This window comes from Streptomyces sp. NPDC046860 (assembly GCF_040645115.1).
GTDB lineage: Bacteria > Actinomycetota > Actinomycetes > Streptomycetales > Streptomycetaceae > Streptomyces.
Genome location: NZ_JBEYXQ010000021.1, coordinates 62,076 through 78,137 on the forward strand (window position 1 = coordinate 62,076; position 16,062 = coordinate 78,137).

The window sequence follows — 16,062 nt, forward strand, 5'->3', positions numbered from 1 at the left end:
ATCACCGTACCGGGACCGGGCCGGCGTTCTCCGCGGGCTCGGGCGCCGCGAGGGTCAGCGCCGCCGCGACCAGGGTGCAGACCGCCATCAGCCCGAAGGCGCCCGCGTCGCCCAGCTCGGTGCCGCGCACCCAGCCGACCAGGTAGGTCCCGGCGAACGAGCCGAGCGCGCCGAAGGAGTTGACCAGCGCGACGGCCGCGCCCGCGATCCCGGGCGGCGCCAGGGTGGTGACGAGGGCGAAGTAGGGGCCGTACGGCGCGTACAGGCAGACCGCCGCCACCACGAGCAGGGCGAGGGCCAGCGGGAAGTGAGAGCCGGCCAGGTAGGAGCCGAGCAGGGCGAGACCGCCGCACGCCAGCCACGGCCACACCGCCACCCGGCGGCGCCCGCTGCGGTCGGACAGGCGGGAGTTGAACAGCATCGCCACGGCCGCGCAGGCGTACGGGATGGCGGTGAGCAGTCCGGTGGCGCCGATGCCCTCGCCGGAGCCCTTCTTGATGATGGCCGGCAGCCAGAACACGAATCCGTACATGCCGAAGGACCAGAAGAAGTACTGCGCGGCCATGGTGAGCACCGCAGGGGAGCGCAGTACGCGGCCGTACCGCTCGCGCAGGGTGCCGGTCACCGGCGGCGCGGCAGCGCGCTCGGCCGCCAAGTCGTCCTGAAGAAAAGCGAGTTCGGGCGCCGGGAGGTTGCGTGCCTGCTCCGGGCGGTCCTTGATGAGCCACAGGCAGCACACGCCCCACACCACCGAGGGCACACCTTCGGCGATGAACATCACCCGCCAGTCGGACACCGACACCAGCCAGCCGGAGACCGCCGACAGCCACATCACGGTGACCGGATTGCCCAGAATGAGCAGGGTGTTGGCGCGGCCGCGCTCGCCGCGCGTGAACCAGCGGCCGAGCAGCATGACCATCGACGGCAGTACCGCGCCCTCGACGACCCCCAGCGCGAAGCGGACCGCGATGAGCTGGCCGGGGCTGCTGAGCAGGCCCTGCAGCACGGCGAGCAGGCCCCAGGTGACGGTCGACCAGGCGACCAGTCTGCGCGCGCTGCGCTGCTCGGCGTAGATCGTGCCGGGGATCTGGAAGAAGAAGTAGCCGAGGAAGAACGACGCGGCGATGAGGGAGTCGGCCCCGGCGGACAGCCGCAGGTCCTCGGCCATGCCCCCGGCGGACGCGATCGCGTAGTTGGACTTGTCGAGATAGGCGAGCGAGTACGTGACGAACGCGACCGGCATCAGATACCGGGCGCGCGAGGACCGCCAGAAGCCTGGCTGTTCGGGTGCCGCCGCTGCCGTGTCGGTGGCGGGTGACGTCGCTGTCATCCCGGACCCCCTGTTTTCCGTGTGGTGGAAAGTGTTTCACTGGACGGAAAGCACGGTACGAGACGGAGGGTCCGATGACCAGAGATCTGCACCACACCCCCACGGGCGTCCTGCTGCCCTGGCCCGGTCTGGACCGGCAGCACGGCCCCTTCCCCGAGGGCGTGGAAGTCCTGGTGTGGGACGGCGTCACCCCCGGCAGCGAGCCCTCCGACGACGCGCTCGCCCGCGTCGGCCTGTGGGTGATGCCCTACGCCGTGCCCGACGCCGTACGCCTGCTGCCGAAGCTGCCGAATCTGCGCGCGGTGCAGTCGCTCAGCGCCGGGGTCGAGAAGCTCGTCGCCCACATGCCCGCCGGGGCCACCCTGCACAACGGCCGCGGCCTGCACGACGCCTCCACCGCCGAACACGCCCTCGGGCTGATCCTCGCCGCCCAGCGCGACCTCCCGCAGTGGGTCGCCGACCAGGGCGCCGGGCGCTGGGAGCCGCACTTCACCCGCTCCCTCGCCGACGCCCGCGTCACGATCGTCGGCTACGGCTCCATCGGCGCGGCACTGGAGCGACGGCTGCTGGCCTGCGAGGCGGACGTCGTGCGCGTGGCGCGGCGCGCCCGGCCCGAGGAGGGCGTGCACGCCGTGGCCGGCCTGCCCGGCCTGCTGCCCCGGACGGACATCGTCGTGCTGGTGCTGCCCGAGAACCCGGACACCGTCGGCCTGTTCGGCGCGAAGGAGCTGGCCGCGCTGCCCGACGGCGCGCTCGTCGTCAACGTCGGCCGCGGCCGCACGCTGGACACCGAGGCCCTGCTCGCCGAGACCCGCGCGGGCAGGCTGCGGGCGGCGCTCGACGTCACCGACCCCGAGCCGCTGCCCGCCGACCACCCCCTGCGGCACGCCCCCGGTGTGCTGCTCACCCCGCACGTGGCGGGCGGTTCGGCGGCCTTCCGGCCCCGTGCGGAGCGCCTGGTCGTCGAGCAGGTACGACGGTTCGCCGCCGGGGAGCCCCTCCACCACCTCTTCCCGCGCGACTGACCTGGCGCGCTATACCGAACCGGCGCGCGTCAAGGGCCTTACCGCGGAGGGCTTTTGACGCGCGCGTGTCCGGTCAGGCCCCGCCGCGCTCGCGCGGGATCCTCAGGCCCGCCTCGACCGGCAGCGGGAGCCGGTTCTCCGCCGGGGGCAGCGGGCAGGTGGCCAGGTCGGTGTAGGCGCACGGCAGGTTCGCCGCCCGGTTGAAGTCGAGCACCACCGTGCCGTCGGCGGCGGGCGGCGCCAGGGAGAGGACCCGGTTCGCGGCGTACGTGGTGCGGCCGGAGGTCCCGTCGGTGAACAGCACCGTCAGCCCGCCGGGCGCACTGCCGGGGAACGCGGTCAGGGACAGTGTGCGACCCTCCAGCTCGAACGTGATCCGGCCGGGCGCGTCGTACACGTGCTCAAGACCCTCCACGGCGGCCCCCACGGTGGTCGGACGGGGCTCGGGGAAGGGCTCGTAGCGGCCCGTCACCACCCAGCGCGGGTCCGGCACGTAGGCCGGGGTGCCGGCGAAGGCGGTGCGCAGCGGGGCCTCGGGGTGGCGCGGACGCACGATGTCGTGCCCGCCGCGCCGGGCCACCTCGATCACGGCGTCCCCCCCCCACACCGCCTCGACACCGCCGCGCTCCGGGATGACGCCGAAGCGGTGTTCACCCCGCACCGGCGTCCCGGCCACGGTCAGTTCCTCGTCGTCCGCCAGGGCGACGCTGACGCCGCCGGGGCCGGTGCGCCAGGTGCCCGGGGCGTCGGGGAAGCGGCGCGGGCGCTCGTCGAGCGGCCGCGGCCGGAGGGCGCATTCCGGTCCCTGTGCGACAGGTTCGTCGCGGGTGTGTGGAGACCGGTCACCCGGTGCCGCGCCCTGAACGGTTCGCGTGCGGGGTTCAGGGAACTCGGGGGCGCATGATGCACAGCATTCTGCGAGGGGGAGCGGCGGGCGCCGCCGGTACCACGGCCCTCGACATCGCCAGTTACGCCGACATGGCCCTGCGCGGCAGGTCCGCCAGTGACGTGCCCGCCGAGGCCGCCGACCGGCTCACCGAGGACGTGGGACTCCATGTCGGCGGGAACGGGGAGCGGCGGGAGAACCGGCTGGCCGCGATCGGGGCGCTGAGCGGCATCGGCGTCGGCGTGGCCACCGGTGTGGCCGTCTCCGTGGCGCACCGCGCCGGCCTCCGTATGCCGTGGTGGCTGGGGAGCGTGGTGACCGGTGTCCTCGCCATGGCGGCCACCGACGCCTCCATGACGGCCCTCGGCGTCACCGACCCCCGGATGTGGTCGGCCACGGACTGGGTGTCGGACCTGGTGCCCCACCTGGTCTTCGGCGCCGTCGCCTACGGCGTGGTGGTCGGCGCGGACCCTCGCCGCTGACCCCCGCCGCTGACCCGGCTCCGCCCCGGCGCGCGCCGCCGGGCCGGTCGTTCGCGCATGTGCAGAACGGCCGTGCGGCAGGCATGACCCGCAACCTCTCCCCAGGGCCTCGCTGTTAGGCAGGCAAAGGCCCTGGCTTTCGCAACCTGACGCGGTGGCCCCCGCGCTCACGGAGTGACATGAGAGACGACCGGGACGACCAGGACGACCGGCACGGCAGGAACAACCGGCACGAGCGGCACGGCAGGGAAGGCAGCGACGACCGGGACGCGAGCCGCCCCCGCCGCCCGCCGCCCCCTCGCGCGGAGATCCACTGGCTGCCGCCGCACCGGCGGGACGACGAATGCCCCTGGTGCCGGCTGCTCATCGCACCGCCGGGCCCGCCGCCCGCGCCCGGCCCCGCCCGATGGCCCGCCCGCCTCAGAACGCTGATGGTGGCCTTCTCCGCCCTCGTCACCCTCGTCGCCGCCGCGGTCACCCTCTGGCGCGCCTGACCGGGAGCCACGCCCGCCCGGACGCGCCCGGGCGGCCTCGTCACATCGGGATCGCCACCTCGTGCCGGTCCGCGCCCAGCACCACCTTCAGCGCGCCGGTCTCGGCCGCGTGGGCGAAGACGTCGTACGCCTCCGCCATGTGGTTCAACGGGAAGGTGTGGGTGACCAGTTCCGCCGTCGGCAGGCGGCCCGCCGCGGCCATCCGCAGCAGGGTCGAGGTGGAGTACGTGTCCACCAGGCCCGTCGTGATGGTGACGTCCCTGATCCACAGGTTCTCCAGGTGCAGCACCGCCGGGGCGCCGTGCACACCGATGTTGGCCACATGCCCGCAGGGCCGCACCACACGGGTGCACAGCTCGAAGCTCTCCGGAGCGCCGACCGCCTCCACGGCCACGTCCGCCCCGAGCCCGCCGGTGAGATCGTCCACCAGCGACCGCGGGTCCTCCCCGGCCAGGGCGACGACGTCCGCGCCCAGCCGCCGGGCCGCCTGCAGCCGGGTCCGGGCCAGATCCACCACCATGATCCGCTCGGGCGCGAACAGCCGCGCCGCGACCACCGCCGCCAGACCGATCGGCCCGGCGCCCACGATCACCACCGTGTCGCCCGCCCTGACCCGGCCGTTGAGCACGCCCACCTCGTAGGCGGTCGGGAAGATGTCGGCCAGCAGGACCGCGACCTCGCTCGGGACGGACGCGGGCAGCGGGTGCACGGACAGGTCGGCGTGCGGGACCCGGACGTACTCGGCCTGCGTGCCGTCCACGAGATGACCGAGAATCCAGCCGCCCCCGCCCAGGCACTGCCCGTACCGCCCCTCCCGGCAGAAGCGGCACCGGCCGCACGACGTGATGCACGAGACGAGCACCCGGTCGCCCGGCCGCACGTTGCGCACGGCGCTGCCCACGTCGACGATCTCGCCGACCGCCTCGTGGCCGAGCACCGTGCCGGGCGGCACCTCGGGCACATCGCCCTTGAGTATGTGCAGGTCGGTCCCGCAGACGGACACCATGCCGACCTTCACGATCGCGTCGGTCGGCTCCCCGATCTCGGGGTCCGGGACCTTGTCCCAGGACGCCCGGCCCGGTCCGTGAAAGACGAAGCCCTTCATGACGCTCCTCACCTCGTCGGCCGGCCCGCCGCCCGCCCCGCGTCCGCCGTGACGGCGGGAACCGGTACCTGTCTCCAGCTTGGCCGCCGAACCGCTCCGCCGCACGGGCCGCCGGGACGGGACACCCCCCAGGGCCGTCTCCCCGCTCCTCGCGGCGGCGGACGTCACGCCTGTTCCGGGACCACCGCCACCGGGCAGGGGGCGCGGTGCAGCACGCCGTGGGCCACCCGGCCGAGCTGGAGGCCGAAGCCGCCGTGCCGGTGCCGGGCGCCCACCACGAGAAGGGTGGCGCCACGCGCCGCCTCGACCAGGGCGTCCCGGGTGTGTCCCTCCAGTGTCCGGACGACCGTCGCCACCCGTTCCGGCACGTCCCGCAGCGCCGCGGCCACCGCCTCCCCGGCCGCCTCCTCCGGATCGCCGTCGTGCGGCTCGTGGCCGGTGAACAGGCCCGAGGGGCGCCGCCAGACCCGTACCGCCTCCAGGGGCAGTCCGCGCAGCTCGGCCTCCCCGGCGGCGAACCGGGCGGCGGCCATGTCCTCGGGTCTCTCGCCGACCCCCAGCACGATCCTCGGGGTGCCGACGGCCTCCTCCCCGGCCGGGTCGTCGCGCAGCACGAACACCGGGCAGTGCGCGTGCCCGGCCACCGTCAGGCTCACGGAACCGAGCAGTGCCTCGGCCACCCCGCCGCGGCCCCGGCTGCCGAGCACCACCACCCGAGCGGAACGGCTCTCCCGGACGAGCGCGTACTCCGCTTCGCCGGGCAGCACGTCCGTGCTCACCTCCACCTCGGGGCGCCGCTGCCGGGCCCGCGCCTCGGCGGTGCCCACCACGTCCCTCGCCATGACCTCCTCGACGGGACGGTTCAGCTCCTGGGCGATCAGCTCACCCTCGTAGCGTTCCCAGAGCGAGGCGTACACGAGGCGCAGCGGGGCGCCGCGCAGGGCCGCCTCCTCCACACCCCAGTCCACGGCGCGCAGGCTGGGCGCGGAACCGTCCACGCCGACCACGACCGGCTCGTCCATCGGCTTCTCCACTTCGGTCAGGGGTGCGGGACGACGGCGACGGGGGCGGGGGAGTGGTGCAGCACGGCGTGCGCCGCGTGCCCGATGCGCGTGCCGAGCCGCCCGCTGCGCGCCCGCCGGCCGACCACGACGAGGCAGGCGTCGCGCGAGGCGTCCACCAGGACCGACGCCGCTCCGCCCTCGACGGCCGCCTCGGCCACGTCCACCTCGGGGAACGACTTCCGCCACGGCTCCAGCGCCCGGGCGAGCATGAAGGCGTCGCGCGGTTCGAGCGCGTCGGCCGCCGCCGGGGGCGTCTCGGGGTCGAAGGAGTAGCCGGGCGTGTCGTACGGGGGCGGGGGCTGCGGCACCCAGGCGTGCACCACCCGCAGCGGGGCGCCGCGCAGCGCGGCGGTGCGGAAGGCGAACTCCAGCAGGGCCGCGTGCGGCGCGGTGATGTCCAGGCCCAGGACGACCGGCCGGAACGGTGTCGCGGCCGACGGGATGCCCGTCGGGTCGGCCCGGTGCTCGTCGGCCGCCTGCTCGCCCGCCCGCACCAGCACCACCGGGCACCCGGCGCGGCCGGCGACCGCCATGCCGACCGAGCCGACGAGGAACCCGTGGAGCCCGCCCAGACCGCGCGAGCCCAGTGCCAGCAGTTCGGCGTCCCCGGCGACCTCGCAGAGCACGTCCACGGGGTCGCCGGACCGCTGCCCGGCGATCACCTCGACGCCGGGGTGGCGCAGCCGGAGCCCCTCGGCGCTGTCGCGCGGCACCCGCTCGGTCCACTCCCGCTGGGCCTCGGCGCCCAGGAGCGGGGCCTGGGCCAGCGGGTCGGGCAGCGGCTCGCGCACGTGCAGGAGCCGCAGCGGCAGCCCGCGCAGCCCCGCCTCGCGCGCCGCCCACTCGGCGGCGGCCCGGCTCTCTGCGGAGCCGTCCAGTCCCACGGTCACGGTCCGGGGCATCACGTCCACCTCCCTGGCGCCGTACAGGCCCACCTACTAGCCTGACCGCAAAGGCCCGCCCGGGCCACGGCCACGGGTCCCTCCGGGGGACCGCGGGCCGAGGCCTCCGGTCCCTCCAGGGGACCGGAGGGGCGGACCGGAGGGGGCTAGAACACGATGCCGACGTGCGCCAGCGCCTGCTTCAGCAGCGCGCCGTGGCCGCCGGGCATCTCGCCGTGCAGCGCGGCGGAGGCCGCTTCCTGGGGGGTGAACCAGACCAGGTCCAGCGCGTCCTGCCGGGGGCGGCAGTCACCGGTCACCGGCACGATGTAGGCGAGCGACACCGCGTGCTGGCGGGGGTCGTGGTACGGGGTGACCCCGGCGGTGGGGAAGTACTCCGCGACCGTGAAGGGCTGCGTGGACGCCGGGACCCGGGGCAGCGCGACCGGCCCGAGGTCCTTCTCCAGGTGCCGCAGCAGCGCGTCGCGCACCCGCTCGTGGTGCAGGACGCGGCCGGAGACCAGGGTGCGGCTGACCGTCCCGTCCGGCCCGATGCGCAACAGCAGCCCGATGCTGGTGACTTCGCCGCTGTCGTCCACCCGCACGGGCACGGCCTCGACGTACAGGATCGGCATCCGGGCCCTGGCCATCTCCAGCTCGTCCGTGGTCAGCCAGCCGGGCGTGGTCTCGGTGATGTCAGACATTGCTTGATCATACTTTCCGGGTGGGGACCCGCCGCGGGTGCGCACGGGCTCGGGCAGATGCGGTCGCGGCCGGCCGTCTCACGGCTTGACCGCGACGGCACCGAACTGCGGTACGGGGGCCGCCGCCCCGGCGTCCGGGCGCCACTGCGAGCACGGCACCAGGCCCGGCCCGACCAGCTCCATACCGTCCAGGAACGCGGCGATCCGGGCGCGGCCGCGGGCGGTGACCGGCGGGGTGGCGTTGGCGTTCCAGAACTCCATCGCGGCCACGTTTCCCTCGCCGCCCACGTCGGCGTCGAAGGTCGGGTGGGTCAGCACCAGCGCGCTGCCGGAGGGGACGGCGGCCATGATCCGCCGGACGACGTCCCGCGCCTCCTCGTCGTCCGGGACGAAGTTGAGGACGCCCAGCATCATCACCGCGACGGGTTCGGACGTGTCCAGGGTCCGTCCGGCGCGCGCGAGCACGGTGTCCGGGTCGCGGACATCGGCGTCGACGTAGTCCGTGAGGCCCTCCGGGGAGCCGGCGAGCAGGGCACGGGCGTGCGCCAGGACGGCCGGGTCGTTGTCGACGTACACGACTCTCGCCCCGGGGAGCACGCGCCGGGCGATCTCATGGGTGTTGTCCGCGGCCGGCAGGCCGCTGCCCAGGTCGAGGAACTGCCGGATGCCGTGCCCGGCGGCCAGGTGACGCACCGCGCGCGCCAGGAACTCCCGGTCCGCGCGGGCCACGTCCCGGATCACCGGGAACATCCCGGCCACGTGGTCACCCACCCGCCGGTCGGCCTCGTGGTTGTCCGTGCCGCCGAGCCAGTGGTTCCAGACCCGCGCGTTGTGCGCCACGGAGGTGTCCGGCCGTGCCGCCCCGGCCGTGGCGGAGCCGTCGTCCCTCAACTCGCCGCCTTCCCGCGTGCGGCCGTGCGCCGCCCCTTGATCACGCCTTCCCGCGTCATTGTGCCGCCCGGCGATCGCGCTGTCCCGGGAATCGCGCACGGTACGCGAACGGGCACCGAACGGGCATCCCCGGACCGCGTACCCCACCGCCGCGGACCCCGTCCGGGGCATGAGGAACACTGGGGGCGTCCCGCGAACCGACCGGAAGCAGCACATGTCAGCCACGCCCGCGCCCCTGCTCGACGTCCCCGGCGAGCCCTCCGGCCCCGCCGACATCCGCCTGGTAGTGACCGACATGGACGGCACCCTGCTGGACGACGACAAGCGCCCGCCCGTCACCCTGCGGCCGCTGCTCGCCGAACTCCGGCGCCGGGGCGTGCTGTTCAGCCCGGCGAGCGGCCGCCAGTACGCCACGCTGGCCCAGGAGTTCGCCGACGTGGCCGACGGCATGGTGTTCATAGCGGAGAACGGCACCTACGTGGTCCGCGACGGGGTGGAGCTCAGCTCCGACCCGCTGGACCGGGAGTCCGCCGCCGAACTGGCCCGCACGGTACGGGGACTGGCCGCGCGGGGCGTGGACGCGGGCGCCGTGGTCTGCGGCAAGCGGGCCGCGTACGTGGAGCGGACCGACGAGGCGTTCCTCGCGGAGGTGCGCAAGTACTACGTCTCGCACCGCGTGGTCGAGGACGTGACCGCGGTGGACGACGAGATCATCAAGGTCGCCGTCTACGACTTCGGCTCCGCCGAGACCGGCGCCGCCCCCGCCCTGGCGCCCTTCGCCGCGACCCATCAGGTGGTGGTGTCCGGGGAGCACTGGGTGGACGTGATGAACCGCACCGCCAACAAGGGCGCCGCCCTGCGCGGCCTCCAGCGCGAACTGGGCATCACGCCCGCCCAGACCATGGTCTTCGGCGACTACCTCAACGACCTGGAGATGCTGGACGCCGCCGACTGGTCCTTCGCCATGGCCAACGCCCACCCGGACGTCATCCGCCGCGCCCGCCACCTGGCGCCGTCCAACAACGACCACGGGGTGCCGCGCACGGTCGCCCGGATTCTCGGCATAGAGCTGTAGGGAGAAGCCGCCTCCTAGGGGGCGAGCACCGAGTCCAGGAAGGCCGTCAGCTCGGCGAAGGCCTTGACGCGGTCGGTCTCGTGGAACACCTCGTGGCGGGCGCCGGGGAAGATCCGCTCGGTGGCGCGGCCGGCGCCCAGGTGCGCCACGCCGGTACGGCTGCCCCCGACGGGCACCAGCCGGTCGTCGTCGCCGTGCAGCCAGAGCAGGGGCAGGTCCCCGGTGCCGTCTCCCGCGGCCACGGCCGCGAGCCCGCGTTCGAAGGCCAGCAGGGTCGGCCGCTTCATCCGGCCGTGCCAGACCAGCGGGTCGGCGGCGTAGGCCGCGCCCACGGCCGGGTCGCGGGAGAGCGCGGCCGGGCTGATGGGGAGGTCCGGGATCTCGTCCAGCGCGAGCAGCCGGCCGGGCAGGTCCCACTCGCCGATCACCGGCCCCGACAGCACCAGCGCGCTCAGCTCGGACCCGTACCGCTGGGCGTACCGCGCCGCGATCAGGCCGCCCATGGAGTGGCCGACGATGACCAGCGGCAGGCCGGGGTGTTCGGCGCGGGCCAGGTCCGCCGCCGTGCGTACGTCGGTGACCACGTCCTCGAAGTCCTCGATCAGCACCCGCTCGCCGGCCGACCTGCCGTGCCCTTGGTGGTCGGGCGCGTACACCGCCGCGCCGTGGCCGGTGAGCACGCCGGCGACCTCGTCGTACCGGCCCGCGTGCTCGCCGTAGCCGTGCACCAGCAGCGCGAGGTACCGGGGCGCGGGGTGCGGCCAGGCGCGGATGTTCAGGGCGCCGTGGACGCCCTGGCGGGTGTGTTCGCGTACGGGGGTCATGCGCGCTCTCCTCCGGCCGGGTGACGTGGCTCGCTCCGGGGGATCTTCCCAGCGGACCGGTGCGCGGTCTATAGTCCGGTAGAGCCCAAAACTAGCAGTGCTAATTAAGTTGGCCCCGTCCCGGCGGGGCGTAGGTTCGTGCTGATCAACAGCGTCGTCGGTCAGGAGTCCTCACGTTGCGTCCCGTCCACTTCGCGGCCGCCCGCCGCACCCCCATCGGCAAGCTGCGCGGCTCCCTGTCCTCCGTACGGCCCGACGACCTCGCCGCGGCCGTGGTCCGTGACCTGGTGGGCCGGGTGCCCGCCCTCGACCCGGCCCGCGTCGACGACGTCTACTGGGGCGCCGCCAACCAGGCCGGCGAGGACAACCGCAACATCGCCCGCATGGCCGCGCTGCTCGCCGGGCTCCCCGACTCCGTACCCGGCGCCACCGTCAACCGGCTGTGCGCCTCCGGTCTCGAAGCGGTCACCACCGCCGCCCGCGCCATCGCGGCGGGCGAGGCCGACATCGTGATCGCGGGCGGCTCGGAGTCCATGAGCCGCGCCCCCTTCGTGCTGCCCCGCCCCGACGAGGCCCTCCCGCAGCGCATGGAGACCTACGACACCCGCCTCGGCTGGCGTCTGACCAACCCGGCGATGAAGGACCTGCACGGTGTCCTCGCCATGGGCGAGACCGCCGAGGAGGTCGCCCGGAAGTACGGCATCTCCCGTGACCGGCAGGACGAGTTCGCCCTGCGCAGCCACCGACTCGCCGCCGAGGCGCGGAAGAACGGCCACTTCGACGCCGAACTCCTGCCCGTGGAACGCCCGGACGGCGTCACCGTCGACCGCGACGAGTGCGTGCGCGAGGACACCTCCCTGGAGAAACTCGCCCGCCTCAAGCCGGTGTTCCGTAAGGACGGCACGGTCACCGCGGGCAACGCCTCCCCCATGAACGACGGCGCCGCCGGACTCCTCCTGGTCAGCGAGGACGCGCTGGCGGAACTGGGCCTCGAATCCCTCGGCCGGTACGCAGCCGGAGCCTCGGCGGGCGTCCACCCCGACGTGATGGGCATCGGCCCGGTACCCGCCACCCGCAAGGCGCTCGCCCGCGTCGGCTGGAGCGTGGACGACCTCCAGGAGGCCGAGTTCAACGAGGCGTTCGCCGCCCAGGCCCTCGCCTCCGTCGACCAGTTGGGCATCGACCCCGCCCTGGTGAACCCCACCGGCGGCGCCATCGCCCTCGGCCACCCCCTCGGCTGCTCCGGCGCCCGCATCCTCACCACCCTGCTGCACCGCATGCGCCGCACCGGCGCCGGACGCGGCCTCGCCACCATGTGCGTCGGCGTCGGGCAGGGCAGCGCGGTCCTGGTGGAGCGCCCCTGAACCATCCCGGCGGAACCTCCCCACACGTGAGTTCCGCAGCACGACTCGCACCACAGGAAACGGAGCCGCACCTCATGGCAACCCTGTCCGTCGCCGCCATCCTGGCCGAGAACGCCCGCCGCCGCCCCGACCGGACGGCCCTCGTCGAGGGCGATCTGCGCCTCACCTTCGCCGAGGCGTGGCGGCGCTCCCTCGCCCAGGCCGGCGCGCTGACCGGCCTCGGCGTGCGGCCGGGGGACCGGGTCGCCCTGATGGCCCCGAACACCACCGAGTTCCCCCTCGCCTACTTCGCGGCCATGGCGGTGGGCGGGGTCGTCGTCCCGGTCCACCTGCTGCTCTCGGCGGCCGAGGTCGGACATGTGCTCAAGGACAGCGGCGCCACCCTCCTGCTCGCCCACCCCGCCCAGGAGGCCACCGCCCGCGCGGCCGCCGACCCGCTGGGCGTCCGCGTGGTCCTGCTCGGCGAGGAGCTGGAGAAGCTCGCGGTGGACGCCGAGCCGCCGCAGTCGTACGTCACCCGGTCCGCCGACGACCCGGCCGTCGTCTTCTACACCAGCGGCACCACCGGCGTCCCGAAGGGCGCCGTGCTCAGCCACTTCAACATTGTGATGAACGCGACCGTCAACGCCTTCGACGCCAACGACATCCGCCCCGACGACATCGTCCTCGGCGCGCTCCCGCTCTTCCACGCCTTCGGACAGACGGTCTCCCTCAACTCCACCTGGCGTGCGGGCGCGACGCTCGTCCTGATGCCCCGCTTCGACGCCGCACGCGCCATCGAGATCATGGTCGCCGAGCACGTCAACACCTTCCACGGCGTCCCCACCATGTTCGTCTCCCTGGCCGCCGCCGCGGCCGGCGCCGACGCCCTGCCCGGGCTGCGGCTGTGCGTCTCCGGCGGCGCCTCGCTGCCGGTGGCGGTGCTGGAGAGGTTCGAGTCGGCGTTCGGCGCGCGGATCTACGAGGGCTACGGCCTCTCGGAGACCTCCCCGGCCGCCACCGTCAACCAGCCGGTCTTCGGCACCCGCGCCGGCACCATCGGCCACCCGCTGTGGGGAGTGGACGCCGAGATCGCCCGCGCGGACGCCGAGGACCGCGTCGAACTCCTCCCGCCCGGCGAGCTGGGCGAGGTCGTCATCCGGGGGCACAACGTCTTCTCCGGATACCTGAACCGCCCCGATGCCACCGCCGAGGCGCTCGTCGACGGCTGGTTCCGCACCGGCGACCTCGGCACCAAGGACGAGGAGGGGTTCCTGCGGATCGTCGACCGCAAGAAGGACGTCGTCATCCGGGGCGGCTACAACGTCTACCCCCGCGAGGTCGAGGAGGTCCTCGCCCGGCACCCGGCCGTCGCCCAGGTCGCCGTCGTCGGCCTGCCCGACGACCTGCACGGCGAGGAGATCTGCGCGGTCGTCGTGCCCGCACCGGGCGCCGCGCCCGACGCCGAGGCGATCACCGAGTGGTCCAAGGAGCACCTCGGCAGGCACAAGTACCCGCGCCGCGTGGAGTTCACGGACGCGCTGCCCCTCGGCCCCAGCATGAAGGTGCTCAAGCGGGAACTGCGCGCCCGGTACGCCGGGCGCTGAGCCCCCGGGCGCCCGGCCGGACGTGTGCACATAGCATCGGTCTCCGCATGAACATGATGACGCTCTGGCACATATCCGGCTGGGAGTTCGCCGCCCTGGCCCTCGCCGCCCTCCTGGTCGGCTTCTCCAAGACCGCGGTCAGCGGGGCCAACACGGTCAGCCTCGCCGTCTTCGCGGCCGTCCTGCCCGCCCGCGCCTCCACCGGCGTCCTGCTGCCGCTCCTCATCGCGGGCGACACCTTCGCCGTCCTCACCTACCGGCGGCACGCGCACTGGCCCACCCTGTGGCGGCTCTTCCCCGCCGTCGCGGCCGGGGTGGTGGCGGGCACGCTCTTCCTCGTCCGCGCCGGGGACGGGATCGTACGGATCTCCATCGGCGTGATCCTGCTGCTGATGACCGGGATCACGCTGTGGCGCAGGCGCCAGGAGGCCGCGGAGGACACCGGCCCGCGCACCGGCCGCGCGACGGCGGGCGCGTACGGCGTGATCGGCGGCTTCACCACCATGGTCGCCAACGCGGGCGGCCCGGTGATGTCGATGTACCTGCTCTCCGCGGGCTTCAGGAAGATGGGCTTCCTCGGCACCTCCGCCTTCTTCTTCCTCATCGTCAACGTGGCCAAGATCCCCTTCAGCGCGGCACTCGGCCTGATCGACGGCAAGTCGCTGCTGCTCGACGCGGCGCTGCTCGCGTTCGTCATCCCCGGCGGGTTCCTCGGCAAATGGGCCGTCCACAAGATCAACCAGCGGCTCTTCGACCGCATCGTCATCGTGGCGACCCTCGTCGGGGCGGTCGAACTCCTGCTGACCTGACCGGTGCGTACGCTCACCCCATGCCCGCGCACGTCCTGATCCTCGGCGGCACCACCGAGGCCCGCCGCCTCGCCACCGCCCTCGCCGCCCGTACCGGCATCCGGGTCACCACCTCGCTCGCGGGGCGGGTGAGCCGGCCGGGAGCGGTCGACGGGGAGGTACGGACCGGCGGGTTCGGCGGCCCGGAAGGGCTGGCCGGGTGGCTGCGCGCCCACCGGGTGACCGCGCTCGTGGACGCCACCCATCCCTTCGCCGAGCGCATCACGGCGAACGCGGCGGAGGCGGCACGGCTGACCGGTGTTCCGCACGCGGTCCTGCGCCGCCCCGGCTGGGACCTCGACGACGACTGGCACCCGGTGGCCTCCCTGGAGGAGGCCGCGCGGGCCCTGCCCCGCCTGGGCCGACGGGTGTTCCTCAGCACGGGACGGCTCGGCCTTGCCGCCTTCGCCCACCTGACGGACACCCGGTTCGTGATCCGCTCGGTTCAACCACCGGAGCCCCCGATGCCCCCGCACTGCGAACTGATTCTGGCGCGCGGCCCGTTCAGCCTCGCCGACGAGCTGGACCTGCTCCGGGCGCACCGCATCGACGTACTCGTCACGAAGGACAGCGGGGGAGCGGCGACGGCCCCGAAACTGGCCGCCGCCCGCCGGCTGTCCCTGCCGGTCGTGGTGGTACGCCGCCCTGGACTTCCCCCCGGCGTACGGGAGTCGCGCGACGTCGACGGCGTACTGGACTGGCTGGCCGGGGTCATTCCCCCCGGGGGTGCCTGCGCAGCAGATACGTGTCCATGATCCAGCCCTTGCGCTCCCGCGCCTCCGCGCGCACCCGCTCGATGCGCGGCCCGGCCTCCGCCAGCGGCCCCGACACCAGGATCTCGTCCGGGGTGCCTATGTACGCGCCCCAGTAGATGTCGATGTCGTCGCCGGTGTACTCCCGGAACGCCTGGTGCGCGTCGAGCATCACCACGACGTCGTCCACCCCCTCCGGGAACCCCTCCGCCAGCCGCCGCCCCGTGGTGATCTGCACCGGCCGCGCCACCCGGTTCAGCCCCGTGCGATGCCGGGCCACCAGCGCGGAGACGCTGCTGATGCCGGGCACCACGTCGTACGAGAACTCCACCGCGCCCGTGGCCAGCACCTCTTCCAGGATGCCGAGCGTGCTGTCGTACAGCGACGGGTCGCCCCACACCAGGAACGCGCCCGTGCCGTCCTCGGCCACCTCCTCGGCGATCAGCCGCTCGTAGATCCCCGCGCGGGCCGACCGCCAGTCCCCGACGGCCGGGGAGTAGGCCGCGCCGCCCGCCCGCCGGTCCCGCTCCGGGTCACGGGCCGCCACCACCCGGTACGACCCCTCGGGCAGATGCGCGTCCAGGATGTCCCGGCGCAGCCGCGTCAGATCACTCTTCACCTCGCCCTTCTCGAGCAGGAAGAACACGTCCGTGCCGCGCAGCGCCTTGACCGCCTGCAAGGTGAGCTGGTCGGGGTCGCCCGCGCCGATACCGATGACATGAATCTTTCGCACGCGCCGAGTCTGCCGCAC

Annotated in this window: 16 protein-coding genes and 1 pseudogene; 8 read left to right on the forward strand and 9 right to left on the reverse strand. The window is 74.3% G+C overall.

Annotation, left to right across the window (positions count from 1 at the left end):
- Nucleotide 1: 1 nt before the first annotated feature.
- Nucleotides 2-1,330, reverse strand: coding sequence for an MFS transporter (locus ABZ898_RS25170; protein ID WP_361663105.1), 1,329 nt, complete (start codon nt 1,328-1,330; stop codon nt 2-4).
- 74 nt (nt 1,331-1,404) lie between these two features.
- Here ABZ898_RS25170 and ABZ898_RS25175 point away from each other — a divergent pair, with 74 nt between their 5' ends.
- The gene (locus tag ABZ898_RS25175) at nt 1,405-2,355 is read left to right on the forward strand and encodes a 2-hydroxyacid dehydrogenase (protein WP_361663108.1); all 951 of its coding nucleotides are present in this window, start codon (nt 1,405-1,407) and stop codon (nt 2,353-2,355) included.
- Between the two features lie 73 nt (nt 2,356-2,428).
- Here ABZ898_RS25175 and ABZ898_RS25180 read toward each other — a convergent pair.
- Nucleotides 2,429-3,130, reverse strand: a pseudogene (locus tag ABZ898_RS25180) (DUF1684 domain-containing protein); the annotation flags it as partial.
- A gap of 125 nt (nt 3,131-3,255) precedes the next feature.
- Between ABZ898_RS25180 and ABZ898_RS25185 the strand changes: the two are divergent.
- Both ABZ898_RS25185 and ABZ898_RS25190 read left to right on the forward strand, forming a co-directional pair.
- Nucleotides 3,256-3,723: a hypothetical protein gene (locus tag ABZ898_RS25185; protein ID WP_361663111.1), complete on the forward strand. Its 468-nt coding sequence runs from the start codon at nt 3,256-3,258 to the stop codon at nt 3,721-3,723.
- 179 nt (nt 3,724-3,902) lie between these two features.
- Complete coding sequence (locus tag ABZ898_RS25190; protein WP_361663114.1) at nt 3,903-4,217, forward strand: hypothetical protein; 315 nt, start codon at nt 3,903-3,905, stop codon at nt 4,215-4,217.
- 40 nt (nt 4,218-4,257) lie between these two features.
- Here ABZ898_RS25190 and ABZ898_RS25195 read toward each other — a convergent pair whose 3' ends face one another.
- The 5 genes from ABZ898_RS25195 to ABZ898_RS25215 form a co-directional block, all read right to left on the reverse strand.
- On the reverse strand, nt 4,258-5,322 hold the full coding sequence (locus tag ABZ898_RS25195) for a zinc-dependent alcohol dehydrogenase family protein (protein ID WP_361663117.1): 1,065 nt from the start codon (nt 5,320-5,322) through the stop codon (nt 4,258-4,260).
- A 164-nt stretch (nt 5,323-5,486) separates the two neighbouring features.
- A complete protein-coding gene (locus ABZ898_RS25200; RefSeq protein WP_361663120.1) occupies nt 5,487-6,344 on the reverse strand; it encodes a universal stress protein in 858 nt (285 codons plus the stop codon).
- Between the two features lie 17 nt (nt 6,345-6,361).
- Entirely contained in the window at nt 6,362-7,288 is a 927-nt protein-coding gene (locus ABZ898_RS25205; protein WP_361663123.1) for a universal stress protein, read from the reverse strand.
- Between the two features lie 146 nt (nt 7,289-7,434).
- The gene (locus ABZ898_RS25210; protein WP_361663126.1) at nt 7,435-7,971 is read right to left on the reverse strand and encodes an NUDIX hydrolase family protein; all 537 of its coding nucleotides are present in this window, start codon (nt 7,969-7,971) and stop codon (nt 7,435-7,437) included.
- A 78-nt stretch (nt 7,972-8,049) separates the two neighbouring features.
- Nucleotides 8,050-8,862, reverse strand: a complete 813-nt coding sequence (locus tag ABZ898_RS25215) for an SAM-dependent methyltransferase (protein WP_361663129.1) — start codon at nt 8,860-8,862, stop codon at nt 8,050-8,052.
- A 214-nt stretch (nt 8,863-9,076) separates the two neighbouring features.
- Between ABZ898_RS25215 and ABZ898_RS25220 the strand changes: the two genes are divergently transcribed.
- A complete protein-coding gene (locus ABZ898_RS25220) occupies nt 9,077-9,937 on the forward strand; it encodes a Cof-type HAD-IIB family hydrolase (RefSeq protein WP_361663132.1) in 861 nt (286 codons plus the stop codon).
- Nucleotides 9,938-9,951: 14 nt separating this feature from the next.
- Here ABZ898_RS25220 and ABZ898_RS25225 read toward each other — a convergent pair whose 3' ends face one another.
- Nucleotides 9,952-10,761 (reverse strand): lysophospholipase, encoded by an 810-nt coding sequence (locus ABZ898_RS25225; protein ID WP_361663135.1) that lies wholly within the window; start codon nt 10,759-10,761, stop codon nt 9,952-9,954.
- 176 nt (nt 10,762-10,937) lie between these two features.
- Here ABZ898_RS25225 and ABZ898_RS25230 point away from each other — a divergent pair, with 176 nt between their 5' ends.
- The 4 genes from ABZ898_RS25230 (at nt 10,938) to ABZ898_RS25245 (ending at nt 15,314) form a co-directional block, all read left to right on the forward strand.
- Nucleotides 10,938-12,125, forward strand: a complete 1,188-nt coding sequence (locus tag ABZ898_RS25230; RefSeq protein ID WP_361663138.1) for a thiolase family protein — start codon at nt 10,938-10,940, stop codon at nt 12,123-12,125.
- 74 nt (nt 12,126-12,199) lie between these two features.
- Complete coding sequence (locus tag ABZ898_RS25235; protein ID WP_361663141.1) at nt 12,200-13,711, forward strand: long-chain fatty acid--CoA ligase; 1,512 nt, start codon at nt 12,200-12,202, stop codon at nt 13,709-13,711.
- A 47-nt stretch (nt 13,712-13,758) separates the two neighbouring features.
- Nucleotides 13,759-14,520 carry a sulfite exporter TauE/SafE family protein gene (locus ABZ898_RS25240; protein WP_361663144.1) on the forward strand — a complete coding sequence of 254 codons (762 nt, stop codon included), beginning with the start codon at nt 13,759-13,761 and terminating at the stop codon, nt 14,518-14,520.
- Nucleotides 14,521-14,540: 20 nt separating this feature from the next.
- Complete coding sequence (locus ABZ898_RS25245; protein WP_361663147.1) at nt 14,541-15,314, forward strand: cobalt-precorrin-6A reductase; 774 nt, start codon at nt 14,541-14,543, stop codon at nt 15,312-15,314.
- On the opposite strand, the gene cobF is transcribed toward ABZ898_RS25245, so the two are convergent.
- Nucleotides 15,271-16,044 (reverse strand): precorrin-6A synthase (deacetylating), encoded by a 774-nt coding sequence (gene cobF / locus ABZ898_RS25250; RefSeq protein WP_361663150.1) that lies wholly within the window; start codon nt 16,042-16,044, stop codon nt 15,271-15,273. The two genes, ABZ898_RS25245 and cobF, sit on opposite strands and share 44 nt — an antisense overlap.
- Nucleotides 16,045-16,062 lie beyond the last annotated feature (18 nt).